This is a genomic window from Bacillus sp. EB V-12, from assembly GCF_056158125.1.
Window position 1 is genome coordinate 138,053 of the sequence record NZ_JBUXJL010000003.1, and the last position, 23,728, is coordinate 161,780.

Here is a 23,728-nt window from a genome sequence, read left to right on the forward strand (position 1 = left end):
GTAAGAGCTAAGATCATTTCTCTTAGCTCTTCTTTCATAAAACTATTTCACTTCATTAGCGACAAAAAAGTGCTCACATACACTTGATATGCGCTGTAAGTCCACGTTCCCACCAGATATAACAGCCACTACTTTTTTCCCTTTTATATAACTATCAACTTTCCCTGCAAGAAGTGCAGCAGTTGCTAATGCACCTGCACCTTCTACAACAGCTTTCCCACGTTGTAATAAATCTTTCATCGCTACTTCCAGCTCTTTTTCTGATACAGTTACAATATCATCTACTAATTCTTTTACAATTTCAAATGTTAATTCACCTGGTATTTTAACTGCGCAACCATCTGCAATAGTAGGCGCCTCATAGTGTTCTACGATTGCTCCTTTATCGTAAGATGCCTTCATTCCATGAACATTATCTGCTTGGACACCAATTATATTAATGGATGGATTAAAAGATTTCAATGCTACAGAAATGCCAGAAATAATTCCGCCTCCACCAATTGGTACAATGACAGTATCTACATCCCACATATCATCAAGAATATCTAATCCAATTGTACCTTGACCAGCCATTACCTCTACATCATCATATGGATGTAAGTATGTTTCACCTGTTTCTCTTATAATTTCTTCACATTTTGCCTTTGCATCATCAAAGGTTTCACCATGTAAAATCACTTCAGATCCATATCCTTTAGTTGCTTCAACTTTCGCCTGCGGTGCAGAAATTGGCATAACAATTTTACTCTTAATACCAAGTAAATGAGCAGATAATGCAACTCCTTGTGCATGATTACCTGCTGAACATGCAATTACACCTCTTTCTTTTTCTTGATCCGTGAGCCGCGACATTTTATTAAATGCGCCACGAAATTTAAAAGAACCCGTTAATTGCATATTTTCTAATTTCAAATGAATTTCTCCACCCGTTTTACTAGTCAAGTAAAAAGATTTTACTAATGGCGTTTTACGAGCATTTCTATCTAGAATTTTGTGAGCTTTTTTAATATCGTCTATATGTAATGGTAGTTTTCTAGTTATCATACTGACACCTCTTCCAATGTTCTATTCCTAAGTTTTCGTAAGTCGTAGCTCCTTTATACGAAAAGAAAAAGTCTTTATATATGTACCCCACTCTGAAATAAACACATTTGCAAACAATTTAACATCCTCTTCATATCGCGTTCTTTATAATGATTTAAACATGCAATTTGGATCCAATTATTCTTTTGTAAATAAGATGACTCATAATGAACGATGTATCCTTGTAATGCTAATGTATCGCCTACTACTTTAGAAGAATAATCTTCGCTCAATACAATAGTAAGTATAATTGGCGCGGCATGTTCTTTAGGTGAAACAAGCCTTAAACCCATATCAGTAATAACTTCTTCAACATAATCATATGTCTCTTTAATTTTTACAAATGCCTTTTCATCTTCAAATCTCTTCAACGCTTCTTGCAATGCATAAATTAAATTCCATGATTGTGAGTATGGAATACTTTCATTTTCTTCATACATGCCAATGTCCATATAGGCCGGCACAGCCTCGTTTATTTTTACAATGTGGTTATGAAAAACGAAAGAAATTCCTGTATATGATTTAATCGCTTTACCGCTAACACCACTTGCAAAATACACATCCTTCAAGTCTAATGGTATTGCTCCAATTGAGCTTATGCAATCTACACACAGTTTCATTTGATTCTCGTTACAAAGAGTATTTAGCTCGTTTAAATCGTTTAACATTCCAGTAGATGTTTCATGATGAACAAACCAAATCCATTCATAATTTCCAGTTGTCATAATTTCTTCTAATTCGGTATAAATAAATGGATCTCCCATTTCCTTTTTATAAGTATCAAAATGTAACCGTGCTCGTTTTGCATGTCCAACTAATCTATTACCAAATTCCCCATTTGTTAATACTAGTCCTTTCCCTTTTAAAGAACGTAACTGTAAAGCAATCGCATCATTTGCTAACGTCCCTGTTCCTAACATAAGCTGTACATGTTTTGTTTTGTCATGTGAAGTAACCGTTTTTTCACATTGTCCATCATCACTTGAAATGACTTAGAGCGATGGGAAATAGGTCGCGTAGAAAATGCCTTTCGAACGTTCTCTTCAATATCTACTGGACCAGGTAAAAACGTATATTCTTTCGTCATAATCCCCCCAACACTCGACTCTTCAAACATAGCAGGGGTAACATACATTGGCTGGAAAGCTGCTTCTTCTGTACCAACTAACGTATGGAAAGCTTTGAATCCCATTTGCTCATATAAAGGGAGTTCACGCGTTGTAGCAGAAATGAGTGCCAATTCATATCCATTTAGAAGCAAATAACGATGTAGAAAACGAATTAACCCTAATAACGCTCTTCCATTTCTATATTCACGTTCTACTGAAAGTAAACGAATTTCATACACTTTTTCTCCATGCTCTTGCAAATAAACATCTAAATTTGAAATTTTATAATCTAACGAAAATGGTCGTTTTCCCCGCACTGCGACCATACCTACTAATTTATCCTCATCTAAACAAATTAAATATGTATTTTCTTCATGAAACCGATCTATACGAAAGCGGTATTTCGTTTCTTCATGTTGCGGAATCTCTTCTACAAAAGTTTTATAATTCAATTTATGTATACTTTCAAATTCCCAATCTTGATCAGCAACTTTATAAATTAACCCCATGCCTTATCTCCTTTATCTATTTAATAAAAAATGATAAGTGGAGATTATCCCCACTTATTAAACACTCATTTTATTCTCGATTTACATATAGAAGAAGTACAATAATTATTCCACTTAATATAGTGGTAACAATAGAATAAGAATAAAGAATCATACAAATTGGTAAACAAGCAATCGTAATTAGTCCTGGCTTCGTAAACCCTTTAAATATTAAATAAAATACAATAAAAATGCCTAAGAGGGTAAGCGCTATCAAATAATCAAATGCGATTAGTCCTCCTATAAATGTTGAAATACCTTTACCGCCCTTGCCTTTAAATAAAACTGGATAAATATGTCCAATAATAACGGCCAATAATGTTAACATTACGAATGTAGGATCTTCAAAAAGATATTTTGCTACAGCAACAACGATTGCCCCTTTAATTGCATCACCTAAAAATGTAGCGATGAAATACCCTTTTCCATATACGCGCCCCATATTTCTTGCGCCAGGATTTCCGCTTCCTTCATCCCTAATATCAACGTTATATCTCAATTTTGTTACTATATAAGCGGTCAATATGTTTCCAATTAAATAAGAAGCCACCAAATATAAAAACTGCATACTATTAATCATGTAATCATTCACTTTCTACATGGGAATACATATACAATATTCAATTACTACGTATATTGTACGTTTTTAACATACATCCCTTTATACATTTTAACATCATATTTTTACAAATCATACAAAAATTCTCATACCTATTTTTAAAAATATATATCCCTAATTAAATAATATGTTCCTTTCACTGCCATTTCTGCCTGTGATACGAATGTAATTTCTTTCATACTTTCTTCACAGCATTTCTTAAATACAGCAAATATTTCAGGAACTAAACGCAATATACTGCCACTTGCTGCAATTGACGTTGAGTGCTTAAAGTTCAACTTGTTATAAACATTTACTGTAATCCTTGCTAATTCCTTTCCAGCTTGCATCATAATTTCATGCGCATCATCATTGCCATCTCTCGCTTCCTGAATAACTAATGGGGCGATTGCTGCAATTTTATCTTTAGAAGAAGTATATACTAAGCTTTTTATATGAGACGGTGTCAAAAGTTGAAACTGCCTTTGAATATTCAAACTCAATGGACAAAGACTGATTCCTTGATCGAACTGAATTGCCATTTTCTTTAAAGCTTGTAATGCAATCCAATATCCGCTCCCCTCATCTCCTAAAATATGTCCCCATCCACCGCTATACTGATATACTTCTCCTTTTTTTCCTATACAAATTGCACCTGTACCACCTATAGTTAATATTCCATCCTTACCTTTTAAAGCAGCTGCATGTGCGATCATTGCATCATTAAAAATTTCAATTTTTGTTCCGTATTTCTTTTTTAAACGTAATGTTAATTCATTTGTATTCGCTCCGCTTATACCAGCTAATCCTAAACAAACACAAACACAATGCCCATTTATTAAACTCTTCTGGCATTGATTAATTGCTTCCATAATATGCACAAGAGCTTCTTCAAAATCTATTAATATGTTTCCAAAACCACTGGTAGCTCTTACAAGTTCATTTCCGTCTTTATCAAATGCAATTGCCTCGGTCTTCGTTCCCCCGCCATCTACTCCAATCATATACTTCATATGTTCGCCTCATTTTCATCTGCGTATGGAGGGAATGTTATATTCCCTAAAATTACGGAATTCTTAGCACCTGTTGCGCTCGGCACATTACTCGGATTACGATGATACGTTTCGTTTGCTAAAATAGCAAATGCAATTGCTTCTTTCGCTGCTGAAGAATGACCAATATCTTCTTGTATACATATGCTACATTTCTCTTCTCTTAATCCATTCCGTAACATTTCAACAAGTGTATTATTATAACTTCCACCACCACCTAAAATCACCTCATCAATTTCATAATACGGCAAAATAAACGCCTTATAATGCTGAACAATTGAACATGCTGTAAACATCGTGACAGTTGCCAATATATTTTCTTTACTATGCTTTTTAAATCGATTCAATAATTCAGTCACAAACGCTTCTCCAAACTGTTCTCTACCTGTTGTTTTTGGTGGTTTCATGTTCAAAAATGGATGGTTCATACAGTATGTTAAAATTTCATCTACAACTCCCCCCTGCTTTGCAATCCAACCATTTTGATCATATGGTACATGAAATAATCTTTGACATACTTCATCGATTACCATGTTGCCTGGTCCAGTATCGAAAGCAATAACACTCTCTTTACTTCGTTTACTTGGAACCACTGTAACATTACCAATCCCACCAATATTTTGTAGTAGTCTATTTTTAGTTTGATGCCGATATAAAATAATCTCTGAATATGGTACAAGTGGTGCACCTTGTCCCCCTGCCGCCATGTCCATCGTTCGGAAATTCGAGATAACCGTCGTGTTCGTTTCATATGCTATTACTGCTGGTTCCCCAATTTGCAATGTTGAAGAAATAATATTCCCTTCTTGCTTTGGCTGATGATAAATCGTTTGTCCGTGAGAGCCTATTAAATCTAATTGTCTCAAAGGAAAATTGGCCTCTTTACAAACTTCCTTTACAGCATTGGCGAAGCATAAACCAAGTTTAAAATTTAAACTACATATAAGTTGGACATTCGAAGTTTCAATTGATAACGCTTGTTGGATCTCATTTTTCATATCATTACAAAATGGAACAGTAGTAAAATGGATGAGTTGGATTTTAGAATCTACACCACTTCCTTCTATATGAACGAGCGCTACATCTATTCCATCTAATGAAGTACCAGACATTACCCCTGCAATATACATAACGTGCATGACCTCCTATTTACTAAAAAACAATCATGTAAGTAACGAACGTACAACCAATCGAAAACAATATAAATCTAAAAAACAACTGAGCTTTCGATGCAAACGATCCATCAATGAAAGAAACAACTACCGTAAGCAAAACGCTTGCCGCAATACTTGTAACAAGCCAGATACTATGCATTTGTGATAGATTTAGCATGCCTAATAAAGGGACAAAAAGTAAATTTGCACAAATCACTCCAAATAATAATAAAAATACGCCTTTATAACTAAATTTTATATTCATTCTATTTCCCCCTTTCTAGTTTTAATGTGAAAGAAGTGATAGACAAAAAGTCTATCACTCAAAATAACAGCGTGCAGATTAAGGATTAACAGATTCCCCGTCACCATTTTTTTCAATTTCAAGCATATTTTTGTCGTACATTTTAAAGAATGGTAAATAAATAAGGAACGATATTGCTATATTTATAAAAACTAATACAATCGCACGCCAATCTCCACCTGTTGCTAAATATGCACCAATTGGAGCAGGTAGTGTCCATGGCGGCATAATATGCGTTGGTGTTACAAATCCCATCGCAGTTGCTGAATATGCAACAGTTGCTGTTACAAGTGGTGTAATGATAAATGGGATAATTAAAATTGGATTTAGTACAATCGGTAATCCGAATATGACTGGTTCATTAATATTAAAAATACCCGGAACAATACAAGTTCTTGATAATGCTTTCGAATATTTCGATCGACCAAATACAATCATAGCTAATACAAGCCCTAACGTCGCACCAGAACCGCCAATCCATATAAACCATTGATATAACGGCTCTGGTGAAATAAATGGCAACTGATCTGCTCCACTAGCAACTGCTTCACCATTTTTCCCTAGGTATACTTCCCATAATGGCCGAGCAACAGTTCCAACAACCGACACACCATGGATTCCGAATGACCAAAAAAACGTAATTAAAAACACTGGAATCATTACACCGAAGTAACTATCCCCAGCTTTTACTAATGGTGCTGCTAATTTATCAACAACATGGTGTAAATCAATGCTAAAAACGACAGTTACTAGACTCATTATAATAATAACGAATGCTGCAGGTATAAGTGCTTCAAATGAACGCGATACAGATGGCGGTACTTGTTCTGGCATTTTAATCATTACATTTTTCTTCTTACAAAACCTTAAAATCTCTACGGATAAAATAGAAACAATCATCGTCACAAATAATCCATGACCTCCGAGATTTGTCATCGGAAGCATGAATCCTTTTTTATCAATTAACTCAGGCGTTAATGTTAAAAGTAGTGAACATACCGCGAGCTGTGCTCCTGATAAAGCATCTAATTTATAACTTTTCGCTAAATTATATCCTATTCCAAATGCGATATATAAGGACATAATAAACATGGTTAAACGATATGGTATCAATATACTTGTTTGATTCTTTAATGCCCAAACTGATATAAAACTATCTTTCGGCAGTGGTGGAAATGCTACTATTAAAAAGAAGCTTCCTACTATAATAAATGGTAACGCCGAAATAACTCCATCACGGATTGCTTGTAAATGTCTCTGCTCAGAAAGCCTTGCCATCGGTCCAGATAAGTTTTTATCAAGAAACGTGACAAACTTATTCATAACGTTTCCCCCTAACTGATTAATTCATTTACAGTTTTTAATAAAGTCGGGCCGCCAAGCGGTGTGTATGCTTGCGGCGGTATGATGCCACACGGAATAGATTCCTCCTCTGCAAATTTTTTTACAGAGTCAAATCGGTGTCTTATTTGAGGTGCCACCATTACGACATCCCAGCCATTCTTTACTTCTTCCTCTACCTCATTCGTTCCAATTGCATGCACTTCCATGTTCACACCATTTTTCTCCGCTTCTTTTTTTAAAGCGTTTACAACAATTGCACTGGACATTCCTCCAGAACAGACGAACAAAACTTTCATTTATTAATCCTCCTATACTTATAATTTATTACCCTTCAAATGAAAGGAAGTTTCACTTTACTAACAAGCATATGAAGTAGTAAATGAATTTAGTTATAATGAAAGTAAATTTCATTAAAAATATTTTTCCTATTAAATTAATGTTTCAATATGCAATTTTCTCTATTGCAAGGTCAACCTCGCCTCAGATATTATTTTAAATAATCATATGATAGGGAGGCTTATAAATGATCGTTAAACGTTTATTAATGATATGTTGTATCGTTATCTTGTTCATCCCTTTCTCTTTCATTCCCCCTCACTCTACTTATGCTGAAGTAAATACTACGTACAAAAAACATGAATTACGTGCTGTATGGATCGCATCAGTTCTGAATATTGATTGGCCCTCAAAAACTGGCTTACCTATTGAAAAACAGAAGCAAGAATTTATAAGATTATTAGACGATGTAAAAAGCACTGGTATGAATGCAGTTGTTGTACAAATTAAACCAACCGCTGATGCTTTCTATCCTTCAAATTACGGTCCTTGGTCTGAATACATTACAGGAACACAAGGAAAAGATCCTGGTTATGACCCGCTCGCATTTATGATTGAAGAAACTCATAAAAGAAATATAGAATTCCACGCTTGGATTAACCCATACCGAATAACGATGAATCACACCGATATAAATCGATTATCAAATAATCACCCTGCAAGGCAACATCCCGATTGGGTTGTCCCTTATGGCGGAAAGTTATATTACAATCCCGGTATTCCGGAAGTGAAAAAATTTATAACAGAAGGCGCTTTAGAAATCGTACAAAATTACGATATTGATGCGCTGCATATGGATGATTATTTTTACCCATATAAAGTAGCCGGTGAAGAATTTCCAGATCAGAAAACGTACGAAACATATAATAATGGTAGATTTACAAATATAGAAGATTGGCGACGTAACAATGTAAATGAACTTGTAAAAGATTTAAATACTGCTATAAAACAAGAAAAATCATATGTAAAGTTTGGTATTAGTCCGTTCGGCGTATGGCGAAATATAGCTGACGATCCCACTGGCTCTAACACAACCGCAGGCCAAAGAAACTATGATGACCTTTATGCTGACACACGTGAGTGGATACAAAAAGGATATATTGACTACATTACACCGCAAATATATTGGAATATAGGTTTCACCCCAGCTGCATATGACATATTAGTAGATTGGTGGGTTAAAGAAACAAATAACAAACCGATTCACCTATACATTGGTCAAGCGGCCTATAAAATTAATAATAACTCCGTCCCTGCTTGGTCTGATCCAGAAGAATATCCAAAACAAATTGCATTAAACCGGCTATATCCTGATATAAAAGGTAGTATGCATTTTAGCTTAAAAGATATTAATAACAATCCACTCGGAGTTAAAGATAGACTTTCAAAAAACATATATAAACATCCTGCATTAATCCCGCCTATGCCTTGGCTTGATCATGATCCACCAAAACAACCGACTTTAAAAGGCGCCATTCCAAGAGATGAAGGTATTGCAATCGGTATCATTGACAATAGAGATAATGATTCTGCTTATTACGCTATTTACCGCGTGAATGGGAAAAATGAAGTGGATATACAAAATCCTAAAAATTTACTTACTACTGTAAGAAAAACAAAACTTGGAGAAATTTATGTAGATAAAACAGCAACTTCTGGAGAAACGTATACGTATGTCGTAACTGCAGTTGATCGATTGCATAATGAAAGTGTGGCTTCTAATCATACTACCGTTAGAGCAAAATAAAATCTCATAAAAAAAGCGCCTTAAAGCTGTGATACTTAGCTTTTAAGGCGCTTTTTGTTATTTATTCTTAAACTTCTCAGTCGCTGCCCTCATCTTCACATTTAAATCGTGATCAATCGAGTCGCGAATATCTCGCTCTACTACTTCCATTTCTTTTTTGAAATTTTCCAAGTAGATCTTCAGTTCTTCTTCCTTCTCTGGTCTTTGTGAAGGTGGTAATTGTACTACCAACGATAACATGGCCGTTAAATCTTTCATTAAGAATGTTTCAAGTTTATGTTGTTGTTCAAACATGCGTTGCTCTTGATAGTACGGAAGTGCATTTAATACCGAAATTGTAATATCATCAACCGTTCTTTGTAATGAAGGATTTATTGAGCGTTTATACGCTTGAATTGTATTTAATGCGTCTGGATAACGGTCATAAAAATACAATTTGTAAAATGATAAGTCTGTCGGTTTTACAGTTTGCTGCGTTTCTTGTCTTAAGAAATCTTTCACTTTCATCGCAGCCACATCAATATCTTCATTCGTAAGCTTTTTCGTAGTTTTTGCCATTACATGCACTTTTTTCTGCTTTTCTTTCGGTAACATCGAGAAGACTTGCTCTCTCGTACGTTGACCTGATGCACAAAATAGAGTATTTAATGTATTTTGTTCTTTCTTTCCTTCGGTGCGAATCCAGCGATAAAACAGTGGATGTTGTGTAAATTCTTGTAGAAACGGTATTGATTTGTTTGATATCTTATCTAGAGAATCTTGCGCTCTTTTATATGGCTTCGTCCATGAAAAATACAGTTTCCGCCCGAAGTATACGACTAAAACAACGACAGTAAATGCTATTAAAAGCAATGTACCGAGTAGTAATAGTACTGTTTGAATGAAACTCATTTGTTCACCTCCTCTAATAATCCGTTATTTCCTTGGACGCTGAATGAGTTTCTGCTTCATCTCATCATTAAATGTGTCTAGTTCAATAACGAACTTCTTGCTTGACTCAATAATACGTTCTGACGATTTTTCAGATGCTTCAATTGCAGCGAACACATTTTGGAATGATTCACGTAATTTATCCATGCTAATAGCAGGGTTTTCAAGCAATTTCGTCGTTTCTTCTGTATTTTGTTTTAACGCTTGAGAATTACTTAATACCATCGATTCAATTGCTTCATTCGTCGCATTTACGGCATCAATTGTTTTCCGTTGATTCGTTAATGCAAGCTGAATAGCAGCTGAAACTGTTACAACGTTTTGTGTCATCGTAATCGCATTACGTATCGCCTCTGTTAATTTTTCATTATTTTTCTTAATGATGTCTACAGAAGCTATAGATTGTAATAATACACTTTTCGCTTGCTGCATATTACGTGTACGTACAAGTATCTTTTCTAATGCATCGTTAATTAACGGAATATCCCTTTGACGCTCTGGGTTTTGTTTCTCAGCTTCAAGCATGCCAGCAAGCTTTTTCCCTAAGTATACTTGTTTATCAAGCGCATGAATTTTATCGTGCGATTGTTCTTTTAACATTTCAAGACCAACTGTATCCTCTTGTAAGTTATCACGGCCAATTAGAAGGGATCTAATAATTTCCTCAATTTGTTTATCTATAGATTGATATTTATGCACGTATGTTTCAAGTGGATTTTTCTTGAATACTTTAAACATTATTTTCTTCATACCACTTGCTTTAAGTGAATTGGGATCAAGCTCTGATACCACTTTTCGTAATTCTAACAATGTATTTGGAATTTCTTCATTTTTCCCATTCATCATCGCTGTTACAGGGCGTTTTAAAGCTGATAACGTTTGTCCTGCTGCTTGTTGTTCTTTATCCCCCAAATCTCCTAGCTGCGACAATACTTTCGATAAATCTGTATTTTGCTCGCTATTTAACTTTTGTACATAAAGATCGGCTTCCTTATTTAATTCATCAAGTTCTTCATCTTTTATAACTGTATCAACTACTACTTCTACATTATTATCTTTCACAATTGATACGGGTTCTTTTTTCTCGAGTTCAGTCAACAAAATCGCTCCTTTATTTATATGTGCGAATTTACATGCACTATATTTCATCAATTATATCGTATTTCATATACATTCTGACTGCTTGAAATCGATTTTTTTAGAAATGTCTGTTTATGCAGTCATTCCCTGTTTCTTACTATAAGTATACCTGTAATCAACATAAATTTCCTCAGACTTAAGACCTAGAGAACTACATGCTGAAGGCGGATTCTTCATACATTTCCTAAATAATTTACGTTCTTTTAATCGTGCTACACTCAATCTTTTGACATTCACCCGTTTTCAATGTGATAATTCTATTACACTCACTTCTATTTATTTTTGCGAGCTACAAATGCTCCCTTTTGAAACGCTAATAACACTGTTTCAAACGTATCATCTTCTTCAATCATTTTTATAAACTCATCTAATTCACTTGCATGAGAAGTTGCATTATCAACAACAAGAAAACCTTTTGGTTGTAACATACGTTTTATATGCTCAAACCACCACATGTATTGCGTGCGCTCTGAATCTAGGAAAATAAAATCAAATGAATGATCTAATTGGGAATCTAAAAATGCCCCTGCTTCTTGATTATGAATATCAATTCTTTGTAACAGGTTTGCCTTTTCAAAATTGACAAGTGCCTCTCCAACTCGTTCTGAAGAAAGCTCTACAGTTGTTACATTTCCATTTGTTTCTTCTACCGCATTAGCCAACCACAATGTAGAATAACCATTAGAAGTTCCAATTTCTAAGATATTTTTTGCATTACACCCTTTTACTAAAATTGATAAAAATTGCCCCATCTCACGAGAAACATTCCGTAATTTTTCTTCCCTTGTTTTTTTATTTCGATCATGCTCTTCTCCATATTGTTCAAGTTGCAATAATAATGAATCTACTGTATCCATTCTTTTCATCGCCTTTCCAAGCAATATGATGAAAAAGCTCTTGCTGCCCGTCTACTTTTTATTATATGCGAAACAAAAACCTTTTTCCTGTTATATGACAAAGATTTATAATTTTTATAGCATATTGTTTCGTTTTTTGGTAAAGTTAATTTCTACGTGCAATTATTCCATTCATATTATTTCATATAAAAATTGCAGTTATTAAATTATATAAACCCCATTTAAATGAATCGGTATTTCAAATTCAATTAAGCGCCCTTTTCGGACGCATTTTCTTTGTTTATATATTTCCAGAAGAAAGGATGCTTACAAATGAACGTGATTAGCTTAGATGCTGCTCGAAAACGAAAGCAGCATAAAAAATTAATGATTACTATACCGATTATTACACGTATTTATGAAGAAGACGGGGAAATTAAATTTGAGGTAGCTGGCGAAAAAGATGTACCTCTTGAAATGTTAGAAAAATAATAAAAAACGCATTTCTGAAGAAATGCGCTTTTTTATATTTTTACATTTAAATGCATAAGTTTTTCAGGATTAACCATCATATAAATATTTGAAATCTTCTCATCCTCAAATGCAAACGAAAGAACATATGTTACTTTATTATTTATTGTAACTATAACTCCTGGTATACCATTTACCATTTTGAAATCAACAGTGTACTCTTCTGTCAATCGTTGTGCAATCCCAAAGAACAAACGTATAATTCGATCTGCAGAATAAATTGGATTGATCGCAGTCGTAACTTTACCGCCACCATCAGCTTTGAGTATAGCATCTGTTTTTAATACTTCCAACATACCTTCCGTATCCCCACACTGTAATGATGCTACAAACTTTTCAACATAAGAAGCCATTTTCTCCGTGCTTAATTTTGATTGCTTCGGTTTCTCTAACATGCTTTTTCGTGCACGTTGAAAGATCTTCCTGCAGTTCACACTACTCTTATCAACAATTGAAGCTATTTCTTCGTATTCATAACTGAAAACCTCTCTTAATATGAAAACAATCCTTTCTACCTCAGATAGTTGTTGTAAAAGTAATAAATATGTGGTGGAAAGGGATTCTTTCATTATAAATGACTTTGATGGCTCATCACTCTCTTCTACAAGTGGCTCTGGTAACCACATCCCTACATACACGTTACGTTTATGCGCTGCCGATCGTAATTTATCAATTGAACGATTTGTCGCCATCTTACATAAATATGCTTTCATATTTTCTATAGATTGTGGATCTTCTATATTATTTAGCGAGATAAATACATCCTGAACGATATCCTCAGCATCCATAACACTCCCAAGGATTCTGTATGATAACGAAAATAATAATGGTTGATACGCTTCATATAACTGCTCCGTTTCCATGATGAGCTGCCTCACTTTCATATTGCTTTAAAATGTGTAACGCTGCACGTTTCCCGCTTGCTACCGCAGCATCAGCTAATATTTCATCATGCCCTGCCCAATCTCCTGCAACATAAACACCTGGCATTTCAGGTATATTAGGACCCGGCTTTTCAACACGGTCAATATGAGGAAAATCATGTACTACTGTTATTTTCGGTAAATATTGCTGTGCAACAACTTCTCTTTTCCAATTTGGATGTAACAACTCCATCGTACTTTCCAACTGTTCTTTATCTTCATGAATATGATTCATCTCTAGCACAGGATTATGGTACTTAATTAGACTCACTGCAATTGATCCGTCTTCACTTAATTTAGCTGCTCTCGATTGATTTGTGAAAAATATAGGTTGATCTAATCCTAATACAAATTGATGTGTAGGATTGGGTAATTGTCTCAAGCCAATATCTAATGCACCAACAGTAACCGGTACCGATTGTTCACTCCATTTATGCAAACTTGTTCCTTCTGCACCTTTTATTATTTTACAAGCCTCTTTCGGCGGAGTCGTCACGATGACTGTACCTACTTCAAAAACCTCATCATCAACACAATGTATTCTTTGTTTATCTTCATAATGCTCTATTTCCAAAACATGCTTTTTAGCCAAAAATTTTACCCCGACATCATTCGCTAAATCTCTTAATTTTGTTATTATCGTCTCCCAACCACCATCTACATAAAGCACTCCTTCTTTTATAGAAAGCTGTATTTGCTTTAGTACAGATGATGCTAATTGTATTGTAGGAGCAAACGTATATGTTGTTGTCCGGCATAGCGCATAAAATATATTACGAACCATTGGATCTTTTATTTCATTTTCTGCCCATGTAGTTAGACTCATTTTCGGAACTTCTCCTACATCTAAATTTCCTAAACGAATCATAAGACGTGAGAATTGTACTTTTGCAGACCACGAAAGTAGTGGTGTTGATAAAATTGAGCGAAAATCTGTTGGGATGGTGAATATATCCCCTTTCCATATTCCATGTGCTTTTGTAGATGGTATTCCACCTGGAAGATTCAAACCGAGCTCATTAAAAGTTATAAACGCTGCCCCGCCTCTATATAAAGCATGTGCACCAAGATTCATGCAGATTCCATTTTTATTTGTAGTCATCCCTCGGCCACCGAATTGACTGGACTTTTCTAATACAATCACTTTCCTTCCAACTTTCGCTAAATATATAGATGCTGTTAATCCAGCAAGCCCACCGCCAACAATTGCTACATCAAATTTCTTCATAATAAAATCCCTCCTTAATCGTTCTACATACAAGACGAACGATTAAGGAGGGATGTGACATAAAAATAAATTTTTATTACCCTACTATATTTCATTACTTTTTAATTCGGTCATATTGCATACGAAATAACTCAATTGCAAATGGAATATCCTCTTCACTCTTTAAATAATAACTGATCCATCCTGATTCAGGTAATACGTGATGTGGTTTTACCAAGCCTTGCTTCACTAATTCATCTCGCTTTAACTTCGGAAATGGTAAATCAGCTAATTTATCACCATGAAGATGGCCAAGTTCTTTCTTGCCATAATTTATTTCAATACCACCAAATCGATGCGGTTTTTCAGAAACACCCGCCCAGCTAAGTACTTCATTTCTAATCATTTCACTAAATGACATAAACATTCACTCCTTATAAATGATTGATGTAATTTTAAATTAACATTTTCATTACTTTTTTCCATCAATCCAAAGTATGAATGGGAATACGAATATAGTTTAGTCTTAACACCTTATTCTTTATGGAATAAGTGAATTTATTAAGCTACCGACAACAGCACAAAACAAAGACTAGACACATATCCTAATTTTGTAACCTAACTTCCCTATAGAAAGGCGGGTAATATAATTGACTGCAAACATCGACTATACCTCCCCCTCAACCAATTTTACTTATGATGTAAATAAAAGTAATTTTTTTCGGAAAGATGCCCAAAATTATATAAATGTACTTGGTATTAAACAATTAAATACTTTAGAAAATACTTCATTATTAGATATTTATTTAAGTACAGGAAATGTTGTAGAACCACATATTCATCAAAATGCAGCTGAACTTGTTTATTGTATTTCAGGGTCTGCTGTTGTTTCTTTACTTAATCCATTTACGAATCAAATATTAAACTTACCGATAAAACCCGGGCAAGTTGCCAACATTCCACAAGCGTGGTGGCATTATGAAATTGCTACAGCAGATAATACTCATTTATTAGCTATTTTCAATGCTCCAACTCCAGAAGTTATTTTCGGTTCTGACATTTTAAGGTTAACTCCGGCTCATATGATGGCCCATACTTACTGTCTCAATGAACAACAATGGAAACAAGCGGTTTCCCCTATTCAATCAACTACTGTAATTGGTCCTCCGGCAAACTGCAATCAAAACCGTGAAATGAAAAATTATCCAACCCAGCCCCTCGCTCAACAACAGAATCCGTATCACCAAGATTCTTATTGCTTTCCTCTTTACTGGGGCTATTAATTTGTAAATTTTCAAAAGAATCATCATTTATCTCCTAGGAAAATACCAAGGAGATTTTTTTATTGTATCTTCTCTTCCTATTAAAAATAGTAACAATTGATAGTGTACATACATATAATATTTATATATTAAATTGGAGGTGATAGTACTATGAGTAATTATAACTATCGAAAAAACTACTCTTATAATAAAAATAGTAGCTCTTCAGCATCCTCTCAATCTTCCAATTCTCAATCTTCCAATTCCCAATCGCAAAGAGACTTAGCCGAGCAAGGCTATGTAAAGAAAAAAGGATGTAACTGTAATAAAAATAAATAGTTTATTTTATGGATGAATTCTTTTAAAAGAATTCATCTTTTTTTACTGACCGGAAATTTTTAAAGTTACATAACTTATTCCTTAAATAAGAAAGAGTAACTTATACTTTTTTATACGAACTTAACAAAGAGTAATTGTTCAATTGATTTATTACTTATTTCCCCAAAAAATATAGTCCTTCCTAAATTTATTAGGAAGGACTATATACAAACCCCTGTTTAATTTCCTACTAAATGTAACAAATTAAACGATATTAATACCTGCACTTACAAATCCAGCAACTGCAGCTATTGGACTTGCTGCTGTTAATGAAACATATAACAGTATTTTATCCCCGGCTGCTACTGGAATAGCTTCAGGTATGATTCCTGATGCTGTAGAACCAATCGCTATTGCGGCAAATGCTGGTGTTAATAATAGAGGTGCGCCTTGTACTGTAAACGTATTGCTTGCTGCAGGTGCAGTTAATATTTGTATTTGCACTTGAACAGGTGATAATGGAGCTAATGCAGCTGTTGCACTAAAGAAACCTGCTAATGACGTAATAACCCCTGCGCGTGGTGCTACAAATGCATAATCACCTACACCTAATGCTAATGTGATACTTGTTCCACCCGTTAATGCTATACCAGGCTGACTAAATCCAAATCCAAGAAGAGTTCCTGTATTAGCTACTAACGCATTAACTAACGCTGCTGGTGTTGTACCTGAAGCAAACGGAATAATAGCTCCGCCACCAGTTGCACCTGTTAAGCCTGTTGCACCAGTTAAACCTGTTGCTCCTGTTGGACCTGTTGCTCCTGTTGGACCTGTTGCTCCTGTTGCTCCCGTTGCTCCTGTTAAGCCTGTTGCACCAGTTAAACCTGTTGCTCCCGTTGGGCCTGTTGCTCCCGTTGGGCCTGTTGCTCCTGTTAAACCTGTTGCGCCACCAGTACCTGCTGGACCTGTCGCTCCTGTTGGGCCTGTTGGACCTGTCGCTCCCGTTGGACCTGTTGCTCCTCCTCCTGGACCTGTTGGACCTGTTGGACCTGTTGCTCCTCCTCCTGGACCTGTTGGACCTGTTGGGCCTGTTGGGCCGCCTCCTGGAGTAGCACCAATTAATTGAGTTAATAAGTTTAATAAAAGTTGTAAACTTGCAGGGTCAATAATTAAAGAGAAGAAGAATGGTGCAAGAGCACTGTAGAATTGTTGTAATAAAGAAAGTAATTGACTTAGATTTGGGTTAGGAGATTGTAGTAAATTAATAATACTTTGAATTAATTGTTTTAAGAAGTTTCCTTCTGGAGAAGGTGCTAATTCATTTAGTAAGTTCAATAGTTGAGTAAACAAATTGAGTAAAGCTAATCTGTTTGCATCACTTGGATTTGCAAAAAACGCTGCAATAGCCGAAATTAAAGAGTTTAGTAAAGTAATTAATCTACCTAATTGCTCACTAGTAATTGGAACTGTTTGTGGATTGTTACAACATTCTGGAGTGAAAACAATCGGATTATTGCAGTGGTTATGACCAAAACAATTATTACTTGTCATTTATGTCCTCCTTACTTGTTTTATATTTGAGTTTTTCCTATTATAAGGATCATAAAGTTGTAAAAGAGTATCTGTTATATATTGACTTAAAATAGGAAACATGAAATATAATTAAACTTGCAAACGCTATTTAATTATGTTCATGACTCACATATTAATTATATGTTTTTAATAATTGACTGCTTAGATTAAATACCTAAACTTAAGAGTTTATTTTATTTTTCCGCATTTATCTCTTAGGTTCAAAGACACATTTTAATTTGAATACAAAAACCGAATTTACGATTTACATATATTCCGCAAGTAACAACATCATTTTTTCATATACATAAAGAACACTTCTTTACTAAAATTGGGCTCCCCTTTTAAAGGGGAAGCCGTTTCTATTATAAAAAACTCTCATACAATATAGTGGACAAGTTATTTTATACTTCGTTCTAATAAAATATTGTAAGGAGTGAAAATTAATTGCCTATCATTCAACCATTTATGGCATCTAGAAGATTTACATCTACACTAGGAGCCGGCACAGGTACAGGTGCGGCTTTTGCAATTGCTGCCACAGCTTGTTTAAACGATGCGGGTACTACTGCAACCGCTTTTCCGACTTTCACGTATTACAACTTATATGTGAACGGTATTCTTCAACCAAGCGTGAACTCCAGTGTTACTACTGGTCCTACTGGTGCTATTACAATTCCTGGTGGGGATGCATTAGACGGCGGAATTCCAATTACAATTGAATTTATCGTCACTTAATATTAACGAATGTAATTCAGAACAAAAAAGACAGATTCCTTTTCATTAAGAATCTGTCTTTTTTAATTAATAATAATAAATTGTAAAATAATTGAAGAACCTTGCGATGGTGGTTGGTTATCCAATAAAGTTAGTTTACCAGTACTAACTTCATAGAATGGTTGTGGTTGCAAAATTCCATTGATAAACAAATTTATATACGAAACCTCACTAGGTGAAAGTATATTCGTTGTACCATATTGAGCTATGCCATCTGCATCTGTATATATAAGTTTCTCTCCATCTGAAAAAGTGTAAAATAACAAATTAGTTGTTGTTATAGGGCCAATCCCCCCAGTAGGACCTGTTGCTCCTGTTACACCCGTTGCTCCTGTCGCTCCTGTTGCTCCTGTTATTCCTGTTGCTCCCGTTGCTCCTGTTATTCCTGTTGCCCCCGTTGCTCCTGTTGCTCCCGTTGCTCCTGTTGCTCCTGTTATTCCTGTTATTCCTGTTGCTCCCGTTGTTCCTGTTACTCCCGTTGCTCCCGTTGCTCCTGTTGCTCCTGTTACTCCTGTTGCTCCCGTTGTTCCTGTTGCTCCCGTTGTTCCTGTTGCTCCCGTTGTTCCTGTTGCTCCCGTTACTCCCGTTGTTCCTGTTACTCCTGTTATTCCTGTTGCCCCCGTTGCTCCTGTTGTTCCTGTTACTCCCGTTGTTCCTGTTACTCCTGTTACTCCCGTTGTTCCTGTTGCCCCCGTTGCTCCCGTTGCTCCTGTTATTCCTGTTGCCCCTGTTGCTCCTGTTGCCCCCGTTGCTCCTGTTGTTCCTGTTATTCCTGTTGCCCCCGTTGCTCCTGTTGCTCCTGTTATTCCTGTTGCCCCCGTTGCTCCTGTTGCTCCCGTTGCTCCTGTTGGAATATATATTGGTGGAAGAGCTGGAAATGTAGGTCCAATATTCTCAGGTTCTATCTTACCTTTATTTATTGATAATTTATCATTCCGCTTCAATTTAATTCCTCATTCCACATATTTTTAATTAACTTACATAAGTATGAGTCTATTATTAAGGAATACTTTCATAACTATTCTTTTTTCTTTCCAAATGATTCATACAGTTATTAAACATTTTACCGTTGCTTTAACTACTACTATTAATATAATAAAATGATAGTTCCATTCCAAAAACACGAAACTTATTGCATTCTAATTTAAAAATGAGGTGATTTAAATTCAAGATAAAAATGAAAAAAGAATAGAAGAACTAGTATCAATAGCTCTTGAAATTATTCTTCCATACAGACTTACTGGAAGTACTGGACCTACCGGAAGTACTGGGTCAATAGTTACAACAAACTCTATGTTCGCTAATAATACATTAGGTATTAGGTGGAACTAATATTCCTCTTTCTAATAACCAAAGCCTCGGTAATTTTACAGTTAACGCCTCAAACGATATATTTACAATTCCTGTAGCCAGAAGATATCATTTAACCTATCAAGTTAATACGACAACTGCTCTACTCACTGGAACAAAACTACTATTAAACGCTTCTACTCCACTTCCTGGTTCTATTTTTTCTCCCGCTATATCAACTTCAAATTATAACAATAATTTAATTGCCGATAATACAATTTCCCTTCAATTATTCGGCGTATTATACATCGTTAATTTGGTTGGAGGTGGTTCAACAGGTGCCTCTCTAACAATTATACGAATCGATTAAAAAATGATTCATTCTTTTTCTAATAAACATTATTAAATACTAAGTCTATCATGATAAAAACCTCCCAATTATTTCATAAAAGTGATGGCGCATTAAAGAACAAATTGCACTATATTCATAGTAGAAACTATCTATACTAAATTTTCCGTATATATATTATCAATTTACACTGACTTCCACCGATGTTACATTAAATATGAAGACAGTTTCTCTTTTACGAACCATCTCAATACGTATTTGAGAAACGTACTCCAATCCTATACGCGAGAGCAATACTATGTTGACACTCAGATGAGTGTCTTTTTTTGTGAATGATAAAAAATAAAAACCATCTCTTATAGATGGTTTTATCTTTTGTTACTATAAATGTAAACTTATGCAGTTGGATAATAAATTGTCATGCTTAATCGAGTCAAAGATTTCCCTAAATTATAATAAGAGTGTGATCTATCGGCCTTAAAACGAATTGAATCTCCACTATTTAATTTATATTGACAGTTATTCACTTTTACTGTCAATTCACCTTCAAATACCGTTATAAATTCTTCTGCGCCTTCTTTATGCCCTTCTGAACTTAATTTCCCTTCTGTTTCTATTTCCACTGTATACATTTCAAAATGTCTATCATCTTGAAAAGGGAAAGAAGGATACACTTTATATTTTCCATTGTCTTCAGACAATACTTGAATATCCTTTCTTAAAATCACTTTCGTATCAGGCTGAGGATTATTAATTAAAGAGGTAAATGATACTTTCAAACCATTAGCAATTTTCCATATTGTTGTTAGTGTCGGGCTTGAATCTCCTCTTTCTATCTGTCCAATCATTGTTTTACTTACACCTGTTAATTGAGAGACCTTTTCTAAACTTAATTTTTCTTTTTCACGTATTGATTTTAAATTTTTTGCCAGAATAAGTTGAATTTCTTCCATAAAAAACACTCCTACACTGTATACAATATAACGACCGTTATGTATAATAAAAAGCACACGTTATATTGTTCTTTTTGGTCATTATAACACACAAAAAATAGGGGGTTTTGAAATGCCTATATTTTCTTTTTTGTTATTTGTATTTATAAGTAGCTTCACACCTGGTCCCAACAATTTCTTAGCTATGACATACGCAAATCAACATGGATTAAAGAGAAGCATAAACTTTTGCTTTGGAGTAGCATTCGGTTTTTTCATCCTCACTTCTTTATGCAGTTTCTTTAATATTGTATTAATTAATATTATCCCTATAATTGAATTTCCTTTAAAAATTTTAGGTGTCGCGTATATGCTATATTTAGCCTTTAAAATAATTACTAGTAAAGGCGGTGCCGGTCACAATGAAAAAAATAATAAAAACTTATTTACAGTGGGTATTTTCCTTCAATTTATTAACCCTAAAGGAATATTATTCGGACTCACAGTAGTCTCTACTTTTATACTCCCTTACTACAATTCATATTCAAGTTTTCTACTTTTCTCATTATTTCTAGGTATAGTCGGTTTACTGAGTACATTTAGTTGGAGCCTTTTTGGTTCCATGTTCCAAAAATTTTTATTAAAACATAATCAATTATTTAACATCATTATGGCTGTTTTATTAGTTTTCAGTGCCGTTTCAATCGTTATACACTAATTCGATGCTCATTTTAGATTTTGTACTTTTTAATACCACTCTTTATCATTCAGACTACTTTACATACTAATCCATCCACATACCCTATGTGGTTTAAAACTTTTAAGAGGAGACCTTCTAACAATAGGTTTCCTTCCATATCATATTAAATAAGAAGCAGGTTAAATACGGAGGTGATTTTGATTAAGACTACTTTAATTTCTCATTTTTACAATGAAGAATATTTACTTCCGTGGTGGTTAATGCACCATACAAAGCTATTTGATCATGGCATTCTTATTAACCGTGGATCCACTGATCGTTCAGTTGAAATCTGTAAAACATTCGCTCCTAATTGGGAAATACGAAACTCAAAATCATTCGAATTTGATGCTTATTTAGTTGATCAAGAAGTTATGGAAATTGAAAGAGAACTTACAGGATGGAAAATGGTATTAAATACGACAGAATTCCTGTGCTGTTATAATAAAGAACAATTTTTCAAATCACTTAACACTATGGGCGGCAATATGTTTTCAATAAGAATGATTATGATGATTGATGATCCGACTTATGGCTACACTAATCCAAGATATAGTTCTCCGCTTGTTAAACAACGTTACCATGGCATAATAATTCAACCTAATCCAAATCAACTATATCTTAACGGTAGATTAATTCACAATAATTCGCACGGGAACTATAGAGTCGGGAGACATGGTTCGCATTATCCTTATAACATTTACAAAGAACCTGCTTTTATTTTTAAATTTTTTTATAGTCCATGGAACGATGCAATGAAAAAACGAAAATTACAAATTGGGCCGACTCTTTCTCAACATAGTGTACAGCGTGGACTAGGTTCTCATCACTTAACAACAATTGAAAAATTAGAAACAAAATACAAATTCTATGCAACTTTAACTACGGACCTCCGGTTATTCCCAGAATACCAAATTATATTTCCTGACCTTTATCCTTAATGTCTTGAATATTTAGTTTCCACATCCATCCTTTTTTTATTAACATACCAACTCCAACTAAATACTTTTCTCTAGTAGAAATCTGAGCTAGGACTCTTGCTGCACGCAGATTCCTCTTATTTAATCTCGTATCACTAGCCTATAATCTTTCATACCATTTCATTGAGCACCTGATGTTGGATCAGAAATAAAAAATGGTAATTCATTTGGAAAATTTTAAATTTCAAATTATATACCTTCTAAAATAAAGAATTCAAACAATAGAACCTAAACTAATGTTTTAAGTTATGGCTTTATTTTTTCTTATTATTCACTTTAAAATCTTTTTATAATAATATTGAAAAATACGGTATAATATAAGTCACTGTTCTTTGGGAGGGTTATAATGTCTGATAAGTATAAAATTTTCATTCTTATTGTTACCGCATCTTTTTCTTTCTTTTCCTTAATAAAAGATTTCCGCAACACTTCAAAAAGTTTCTTTTGGGGTAGTTTTGTAATTCTTACAAGCTTCATAATACTTTTAACACTCGCTTTAGATTTAACTCCAATACTCCTATATTCAACGCAAATTGCGCTTGAGATTATTACAATACCACGTAAACTCTTTCTACCATCTGTCACTGAAGCCGCTAGTATTTGCTAACAAAGTATTTTATTTTTCTTATGCATGCCAAAATATATTTTGGTAAATTTGACACACATT

At 34.5% G+C, this 23,728-nt stretch carries 23 protein-coding genes and 2 pseudogenes; 8 read left to right on the plus strand and 17 right to left on the minus strand.

The genetic code is table 11. The annotated features are described in order from the left end of the window. Positions 1-42: 42 nt before the first annotated feature. The 8 genes and pseudogenes from tdcB to ACZDYH_RS12285 form a co-directional block, all read right to left on the minus strand. Positions 43-1,044: a bifunctional threonine ammonia-lyase/L-serine ammonia-lyase TdcB gene (gene tdcB, locus ACZDYH_RS12250; RefSeq protein ID WP_000632955.1), complete on the minus strand. Its 1,002-nt coding sequence runs from the start codon at positions 1,042-1,044 to the stop codon at positions 43-45. Positions 1,045-1,118: 74 nt separating this feature from the next. After that, positions 1,119-2,701: pseudogene (locus tag ACZDYH_RS12255) on the minus strand (aminotransferase class V-fold PLP-dependent enzyme). 70 nt (positions 2,702-2,771) lie between these two features. After that, positions 2,772-3,320, minus strand: coding sequence for a glycerol-3-phosphate 1-O-acyltransferase PlsY (gene plsY, locus ACZDYH_RS12260; RefSeq protein ID WP_139850010.1), 549 nt, complete (start codon positions 3,318-3,320; stop codon positions 2,772-2,774). Positions 3,321-3,457: 137 nt separating this feature from the next. Continuing rightward, positions 3,458-4,351 carry a BadF/BadG/BcrA/BcrD ATPase family protein gene (locus ACZDYH_RS12265; RefSeq protein ID WP_474886357.1) on the minus strand — a complete coding sequence of 298 codons (894 nt, stop codon included), beginning with the start codon at positions 4,349-4,351 and terminating at the stop codon, positions 3,458-3,460. Then, positions 4,348-5,520, minus strand: a complete 1,173-nt coding sequence (gene anmK, locus ACZDYH_RS12270; RefSeq protein WP_474886358.1) for an anhydro-N-acetylmuramic acid kinase AnmK — start codon at positions 5,518-5,520, stop codon at positions 4,348-4,350. The genes ACZDYH_RS12265 and anmK overlap by 4 nt, the downstream gene beginning before the upstream one ends. Positions 5,521-5,542: 22 nt before the next feature. After that, complete coding sequence (locus ACZDYH_RS12275; protein WP_001021963.1) at positions 5,543-5,809, minus strand: hypothetical protein; 267 nt, start codon at positions 5,807-5,809, stop codon at positions 5,543-5,545. 78 nt (positions 5,810-5,887) lie between these two features. Beyond that, on the minus strand, positions 5,888-7,171 hold the full coding sequence (locus ACZDYH_RS12280) for a PTS sugar transporter subunit IIC (protein WP_001032280.1): 1,284 nt from the start codon (positions 7,169-7,171) through the stop codon (positions 5,888-5,890). 11 nt (positions 7,172-7,182) lie between these two features. Continuing rightward, positions 7,183-7,488 carry a PTS sugar transporter subunit IIB gene (locus ACZDYH_RS12285; RefSeq protein ID WP_000865907.1) on the minus strand — a complete coding sequence of 102 codons (306 nt, stop codon included), beginning with the start codon at positions 7,486-7,488 and terminating at the stop codon, positions 7,183-7,185. A gap of 227 nt (positions 7,489-7,715) precedes the next feature. Between ACZDYH_RS12285 and ACZDYH_RS12290 the strand changes: the two genes are divergently transcribed. After that, the gene (locus tag ACZDYH_RS12290) at positions 7,716-9,275 is read left to right on the plus strand and encodes a glycoside hydrolase family 10-like protein (RefSeq protein ID WP_474886359.1); all 1,560 of its coding nucleotides are present in this window, start codon (positions 7,716-7,718) and stop codon (positions 9,273-9,275) included. Between the two features lie 57 nt (positions 9,276-9,332). Here ACZDYH_RS12290 and ACZDYH_RS12295 read toward each other — a convergent pair whose 3' ends face one another. The 3 genes from ACZDYH_RS12295 to ACZDYH_RS12305 all read right to left on the minus strand — a co-directional run bounded on the left by ACZDYH_RS12295 (position 9,333) and on the right by ACZDYH_RS12305 (position 12,211). Next, on the minus strand, positions 9,333-10,166 hold the full coding sequence (locus ACZDYH_RS12295) for a DUF3974 domain-containing protein (protein WP_000008372.1): 834 nt from the start codon (positions 10,164-10,166) through the stop codon (positions 9,333-9,335). Positions 10,167-10,190: 24 nt separating this feature from the next. Next, positions 10,191-11,303, minus strand: a complete 1,113-nt coding sequence (locus tag ACZDYH_RS12300) for a toxic anion resistance protein (RefSeq protein WP_000137402.1) — start codon at positions 11,301-11,303, stop codon at positions 10,191-10,193. A 314-nt stretch (positions 11,304-11,617) separates the two neighbouring features. Beyond that, a complete protein-coding gene (locus tag ACZDYH_RS12305) occupies positions 11,618-12,211 on the minus strand; it encodes an O-methyltransferase (RefSeq protein WP_002094007.1) in 594 nt (197 codons plus the stop codon). A 303-nt stretch (positions 12,212-12,514) separates the two neighbouring features. Here ACZDYH_RS12305 and ACZDYH_RS12310 point away from each other — a divergent pair, with 303 nt between their 5' ends. Further along, a complete protein-coding gene (locus ACZDYH_RS12310) occupies positions 12,515-12,673 on the plus strand; it encodes a hypothetical protein (protein WP_001100984.1) in 159 nt (52 codons plus the stop codon). A 32-nt stretch (positions 12,674-12,705) separates the two neighbouring features. Here the strand turns inward: ACZDYH_RS12310 and ACZDYH_RS12315 are convergent, their stop codons facing one another. From ACZDYH_RS12315 to ACZDYH_RS12325, 3 genes are all read right to left on the minus strand, one after another. Beyond that, entirely contained in the window at positions 12,706-13,575 is an 870-nt protein-coding gene (locus ACZDYH_RS12315; RefSeq protein ID WP_474886360.1) for a sigma-70 family RNA polymerase sigma factor, read from the minus strand. Further along, positions 13,553-14,863 carry a phytoene desaturase family protein gene (locus tag ACZDYH_RS12320; RefSeq protein ID WP_474886361.1) on the minus strand — a complete coding sequence of 437 codons (1,311 nt, stop codon included), beginning with the start codon at positions 14,861-14,863 and terminating at the stop codon, positions 13,553-13,555. Before ACZDYH_RS12320 ends, ACZDYH_RS12315 begins: the two co-directional genes overlap by 23 nt. 94 nt (positions 14,864-14,957) lie before the next feature. Continuing rightward, the gene (locus ACZDYH_RS12325; RefSeq protein WP_000010319.1) at positions 14,958-15,263 is read right to left on the minus strand and encodes a luciferase domain-containing protein; all 306 of its coding nucleotides are present in this window, start codon (positions 15,261-15,263) and stop codon (positions 14,958-14,960) included. Positions 15,264-15,492: 229 nt separating this feature from the next. Between ACZDYH_RS12325 and ACZDYH_RS12330 the strand changes: the two genes are divergently transcribed. Then, positions 15,493-16,125, plus strand: coding sequence for a cupin domain-containing protein (locus ACZDYH_RS12330; protein WP_049107819.1), 633 nt, complete (start codon positions 15,493-15,495; stop codon positions 16,123-16,125). A 561-nt stretch (positions 16,126-16,686) separates the two neighbouring features. Here ACZDYH_RS12330 and ACZDYH_RS12335 read toward each other — a convergent pair. Beyond that, complete coding sequence (locus ACZDYH_RS12335) at positions 16,687-17,973, minus strand: exosporium glycoprotein BclB-related protein (RefSeq protein ID WP_474886362.1); 1,287 nt, start codon at positions 17,971-17,973, stop codon at positions 16,687-16,689. 468 nt (positions 17,974-18,441) lie between these two features. Between ACZDYH_RS12335 and ACZDYH_RS12340 the strand changes: the two genes are divergently transcribed. Continuing rightward, positions 18,442-18,732, plus strand: coding sequence for a DUF4183 domain-containing protein (locus ACZDYH_RS12340; protein WP_001121647.1), 291 nt, complete (start codon positions 18,442-18,444; stop codon positions 18,730-18,732). Positions 18,733-18,794: 62 nt separating this feature from the next. Here ACZDYH_RS12340 and ACZDYH_RS12345 read toward each other — a convergent pair whose 3' ends face one another. Further along, the gene (locus ACZDYH_RS12345) at positions 18,795-19,715 is read right to left on the minus strand and encodes a DUF4183 domain-containing protein (protein WP_474886363.1); all 921 of its coding nucleotides are present in this window, start codon (positions 19,713-19,715) and stop codon (positions 18,795-18,797) included. A gap of 220 nt (positions 19,716-19,935) precedes the next feature. Between ACZDYH_RS12345 and ACZDYH_RS12350 the strand changes: the two are divergent. Beyond that, a pseudogene (locus tag ACZDYH_RS12350) lies at positions 19,936-20,431 on the plus strand (BclA C-terminal domain-containing protein). 374 nt (positions 20,432-20,805) lie between these two features. On the opposite strand, the gene ACZDYH_RS12355 reads toward ACZDYH_RS12350, so the two are convergent. After that, on the minus strand, positions 20,806-21,420 hold the full coding sequence (locus ACZDYH_RS12355) for a helix-turn-helix domain-containing protein (RefSeq protein WP_139850025.1): 615 nt from the start codon (positions 21,418-21,420) through the stop codon (positions 20,806-20,808). Between the two features lie 55 nt (positions 21,421-21,475). Between ACZDYH_RS12355 and ACZDYH_RS12360 the strand changes: the two genes are divergently transcribed. The 3 genes from ACZDYH_RS12360 (at position 21,476) to ACZDYH_RS12370 (ending at position 23,668) form a co-directional block, all read left to right on the plus strand. Further along, positions 21,476-22,060: a LysE family transporter gene (locus tag ACZDYH_RS12360; RefSeq protein ID WP_139850027.1), complete on the plus strand. Its 585-nt coding sequence runs from the start codon at positions 21,476-21,478 to the stop codon at positions 22,058-22,060. Positions 22,061-22,239: 179 nt separating this feature from the next. After that, positions 22,240-23,022, plus strand: a complete 783-nt coding sequence (locus tag ACZDYH_RS12365; RefSeq protein ID WP_139850029.1) for a glycosyltransferase family 2 protein — start codon at positions 22,240-22,242, stop codon at positions 23,020-23,022. Positions 23,023-23,407: 385 nt separating this feature from the next. Further along, positions 23,408-23,668, plus strand: a complete 261-nt coding sequence (locus ACZDYH_RS12370) for a hypothetical protein (protein WP_078993328.1) — start codon at positions 23,408-23,410, stop codon at positions 23,666-23,668. Positions 23,669-23,728 lie beyond the last annotated feature (60 nt).

Coding starts and splice junctions, on each gene's coding strand:
- ACZDYH_RS12315 (WP_474886360.1), bottom strand. CDS start 13,575: ATGGAAACGGAGCAGTTATATGAAGCGTATCAACCATTATTATTTTCG.
- ACZDYH_RS12305 (WP_002094007.1), bottom strand. CDS start 12,211: ATGAAAAGAATGGATACAGTAGATTCATTATTATTGCAACTTGAACAA.
- ACZDYH_RS12370 (WP_078993328.1), top strand. CDS start 23,408: ATGTCTGATAAGTATAAAATTTTCATTCTTATTGTTACCGCATCTTTT.
- ACZDYH_RS12265 (WP_474886357.1), bottom strand. CDS start 4,351: ATGAAGTATATGATTGGAGTAGATGGCGGGGGAACGAAGACCGAGGCA.
- anmK (WP_474886358.1), bottom strand. CDS start 5,520: ATGTATATTGCAGGGGTAATGTCTGGTACTTCATTAGATGGAATAGAT.
- ACZDYH_RS12290 (WP_474886359.1), top strand. CDS start 7,716: ATGATCGTTAAACGTTTATTAATGATATGTTGTATCGTTATCTTGTTC.
- ACZDYH_RS12275 (WP_001021963.1), bottom strand. CDS start 5,809: ATGAATATAAAATTTAGTTATAAAGGCGTATTTTTATTATTATTTGGA.
- ACZDYH_RS12335 (WP_474886362.1), bottom strand. CDS start 17,973: ATGACAAGTAATAATTGTTTTGGTCATAACCACTGCAATAATCCGATT.
- plsY (WP_139850010.1), bottom strand. CDS start 3,320: ATGATTAATAGTATGCAGTTTTTATATTTGGTGGCTTCTTATTTAATT.
- ACZDYH_RS12320 (WP_474886361.1), bottom strand. CDS start 14,863: ATGAAGAAATTTGATGTAGCAATTGTTGGCGGTGGGCTTGCTGGATTA.
- ACZDYH_RS12360 (WP_139850027.1), top strand. CDS start 21,476: ATGCCTATATTTTCTTTTTTGTTATTTGTATTTATAAGTAGCTTCACA.
- ACZDYH_RS12295 (WP_000008372.1), bottom strand. CDS start 10,166: ATGAGTTTCATTCAAACAGTACTATTACTACTCGGTACATTGCTTTTA.
- ACZDYH_RS12310 (WP_001100984.1), top strand. CDS start 12,515: ATGAACGTGATTAGCTTAGATGCTGCTCGAAAACGAAAGCAGCATAAA.
- ACZDYH_RS12325 (WP_000010319.1), bottom strand. CDS start 15,263: ATGTCATTTAGTGAAATGATTAGAAATGAAGTACTTAGCTGGGCGGGT.
- ACZDYH_RS12280 (WP_001032280.1), bottom strand. CDS start 7,171: ATGAATAAGTTTGTCACGTTTCTTGATAAAAACTTATCTGGACCGATG.
- ACZDYH_RS12285 (WP_000865907.1), bottom strand. CDS start 7,488: ATGAAAGTTTTGTTCGTCTGTTCTGGAGGAATGTCCAGTGCAATTGTT.
- tdcB (WP_000632955.1), bottom strand. CDS start 1,044: ATGATAACTAGAAAACTACCATTACATATAGACGATATTAAAAAAGCT.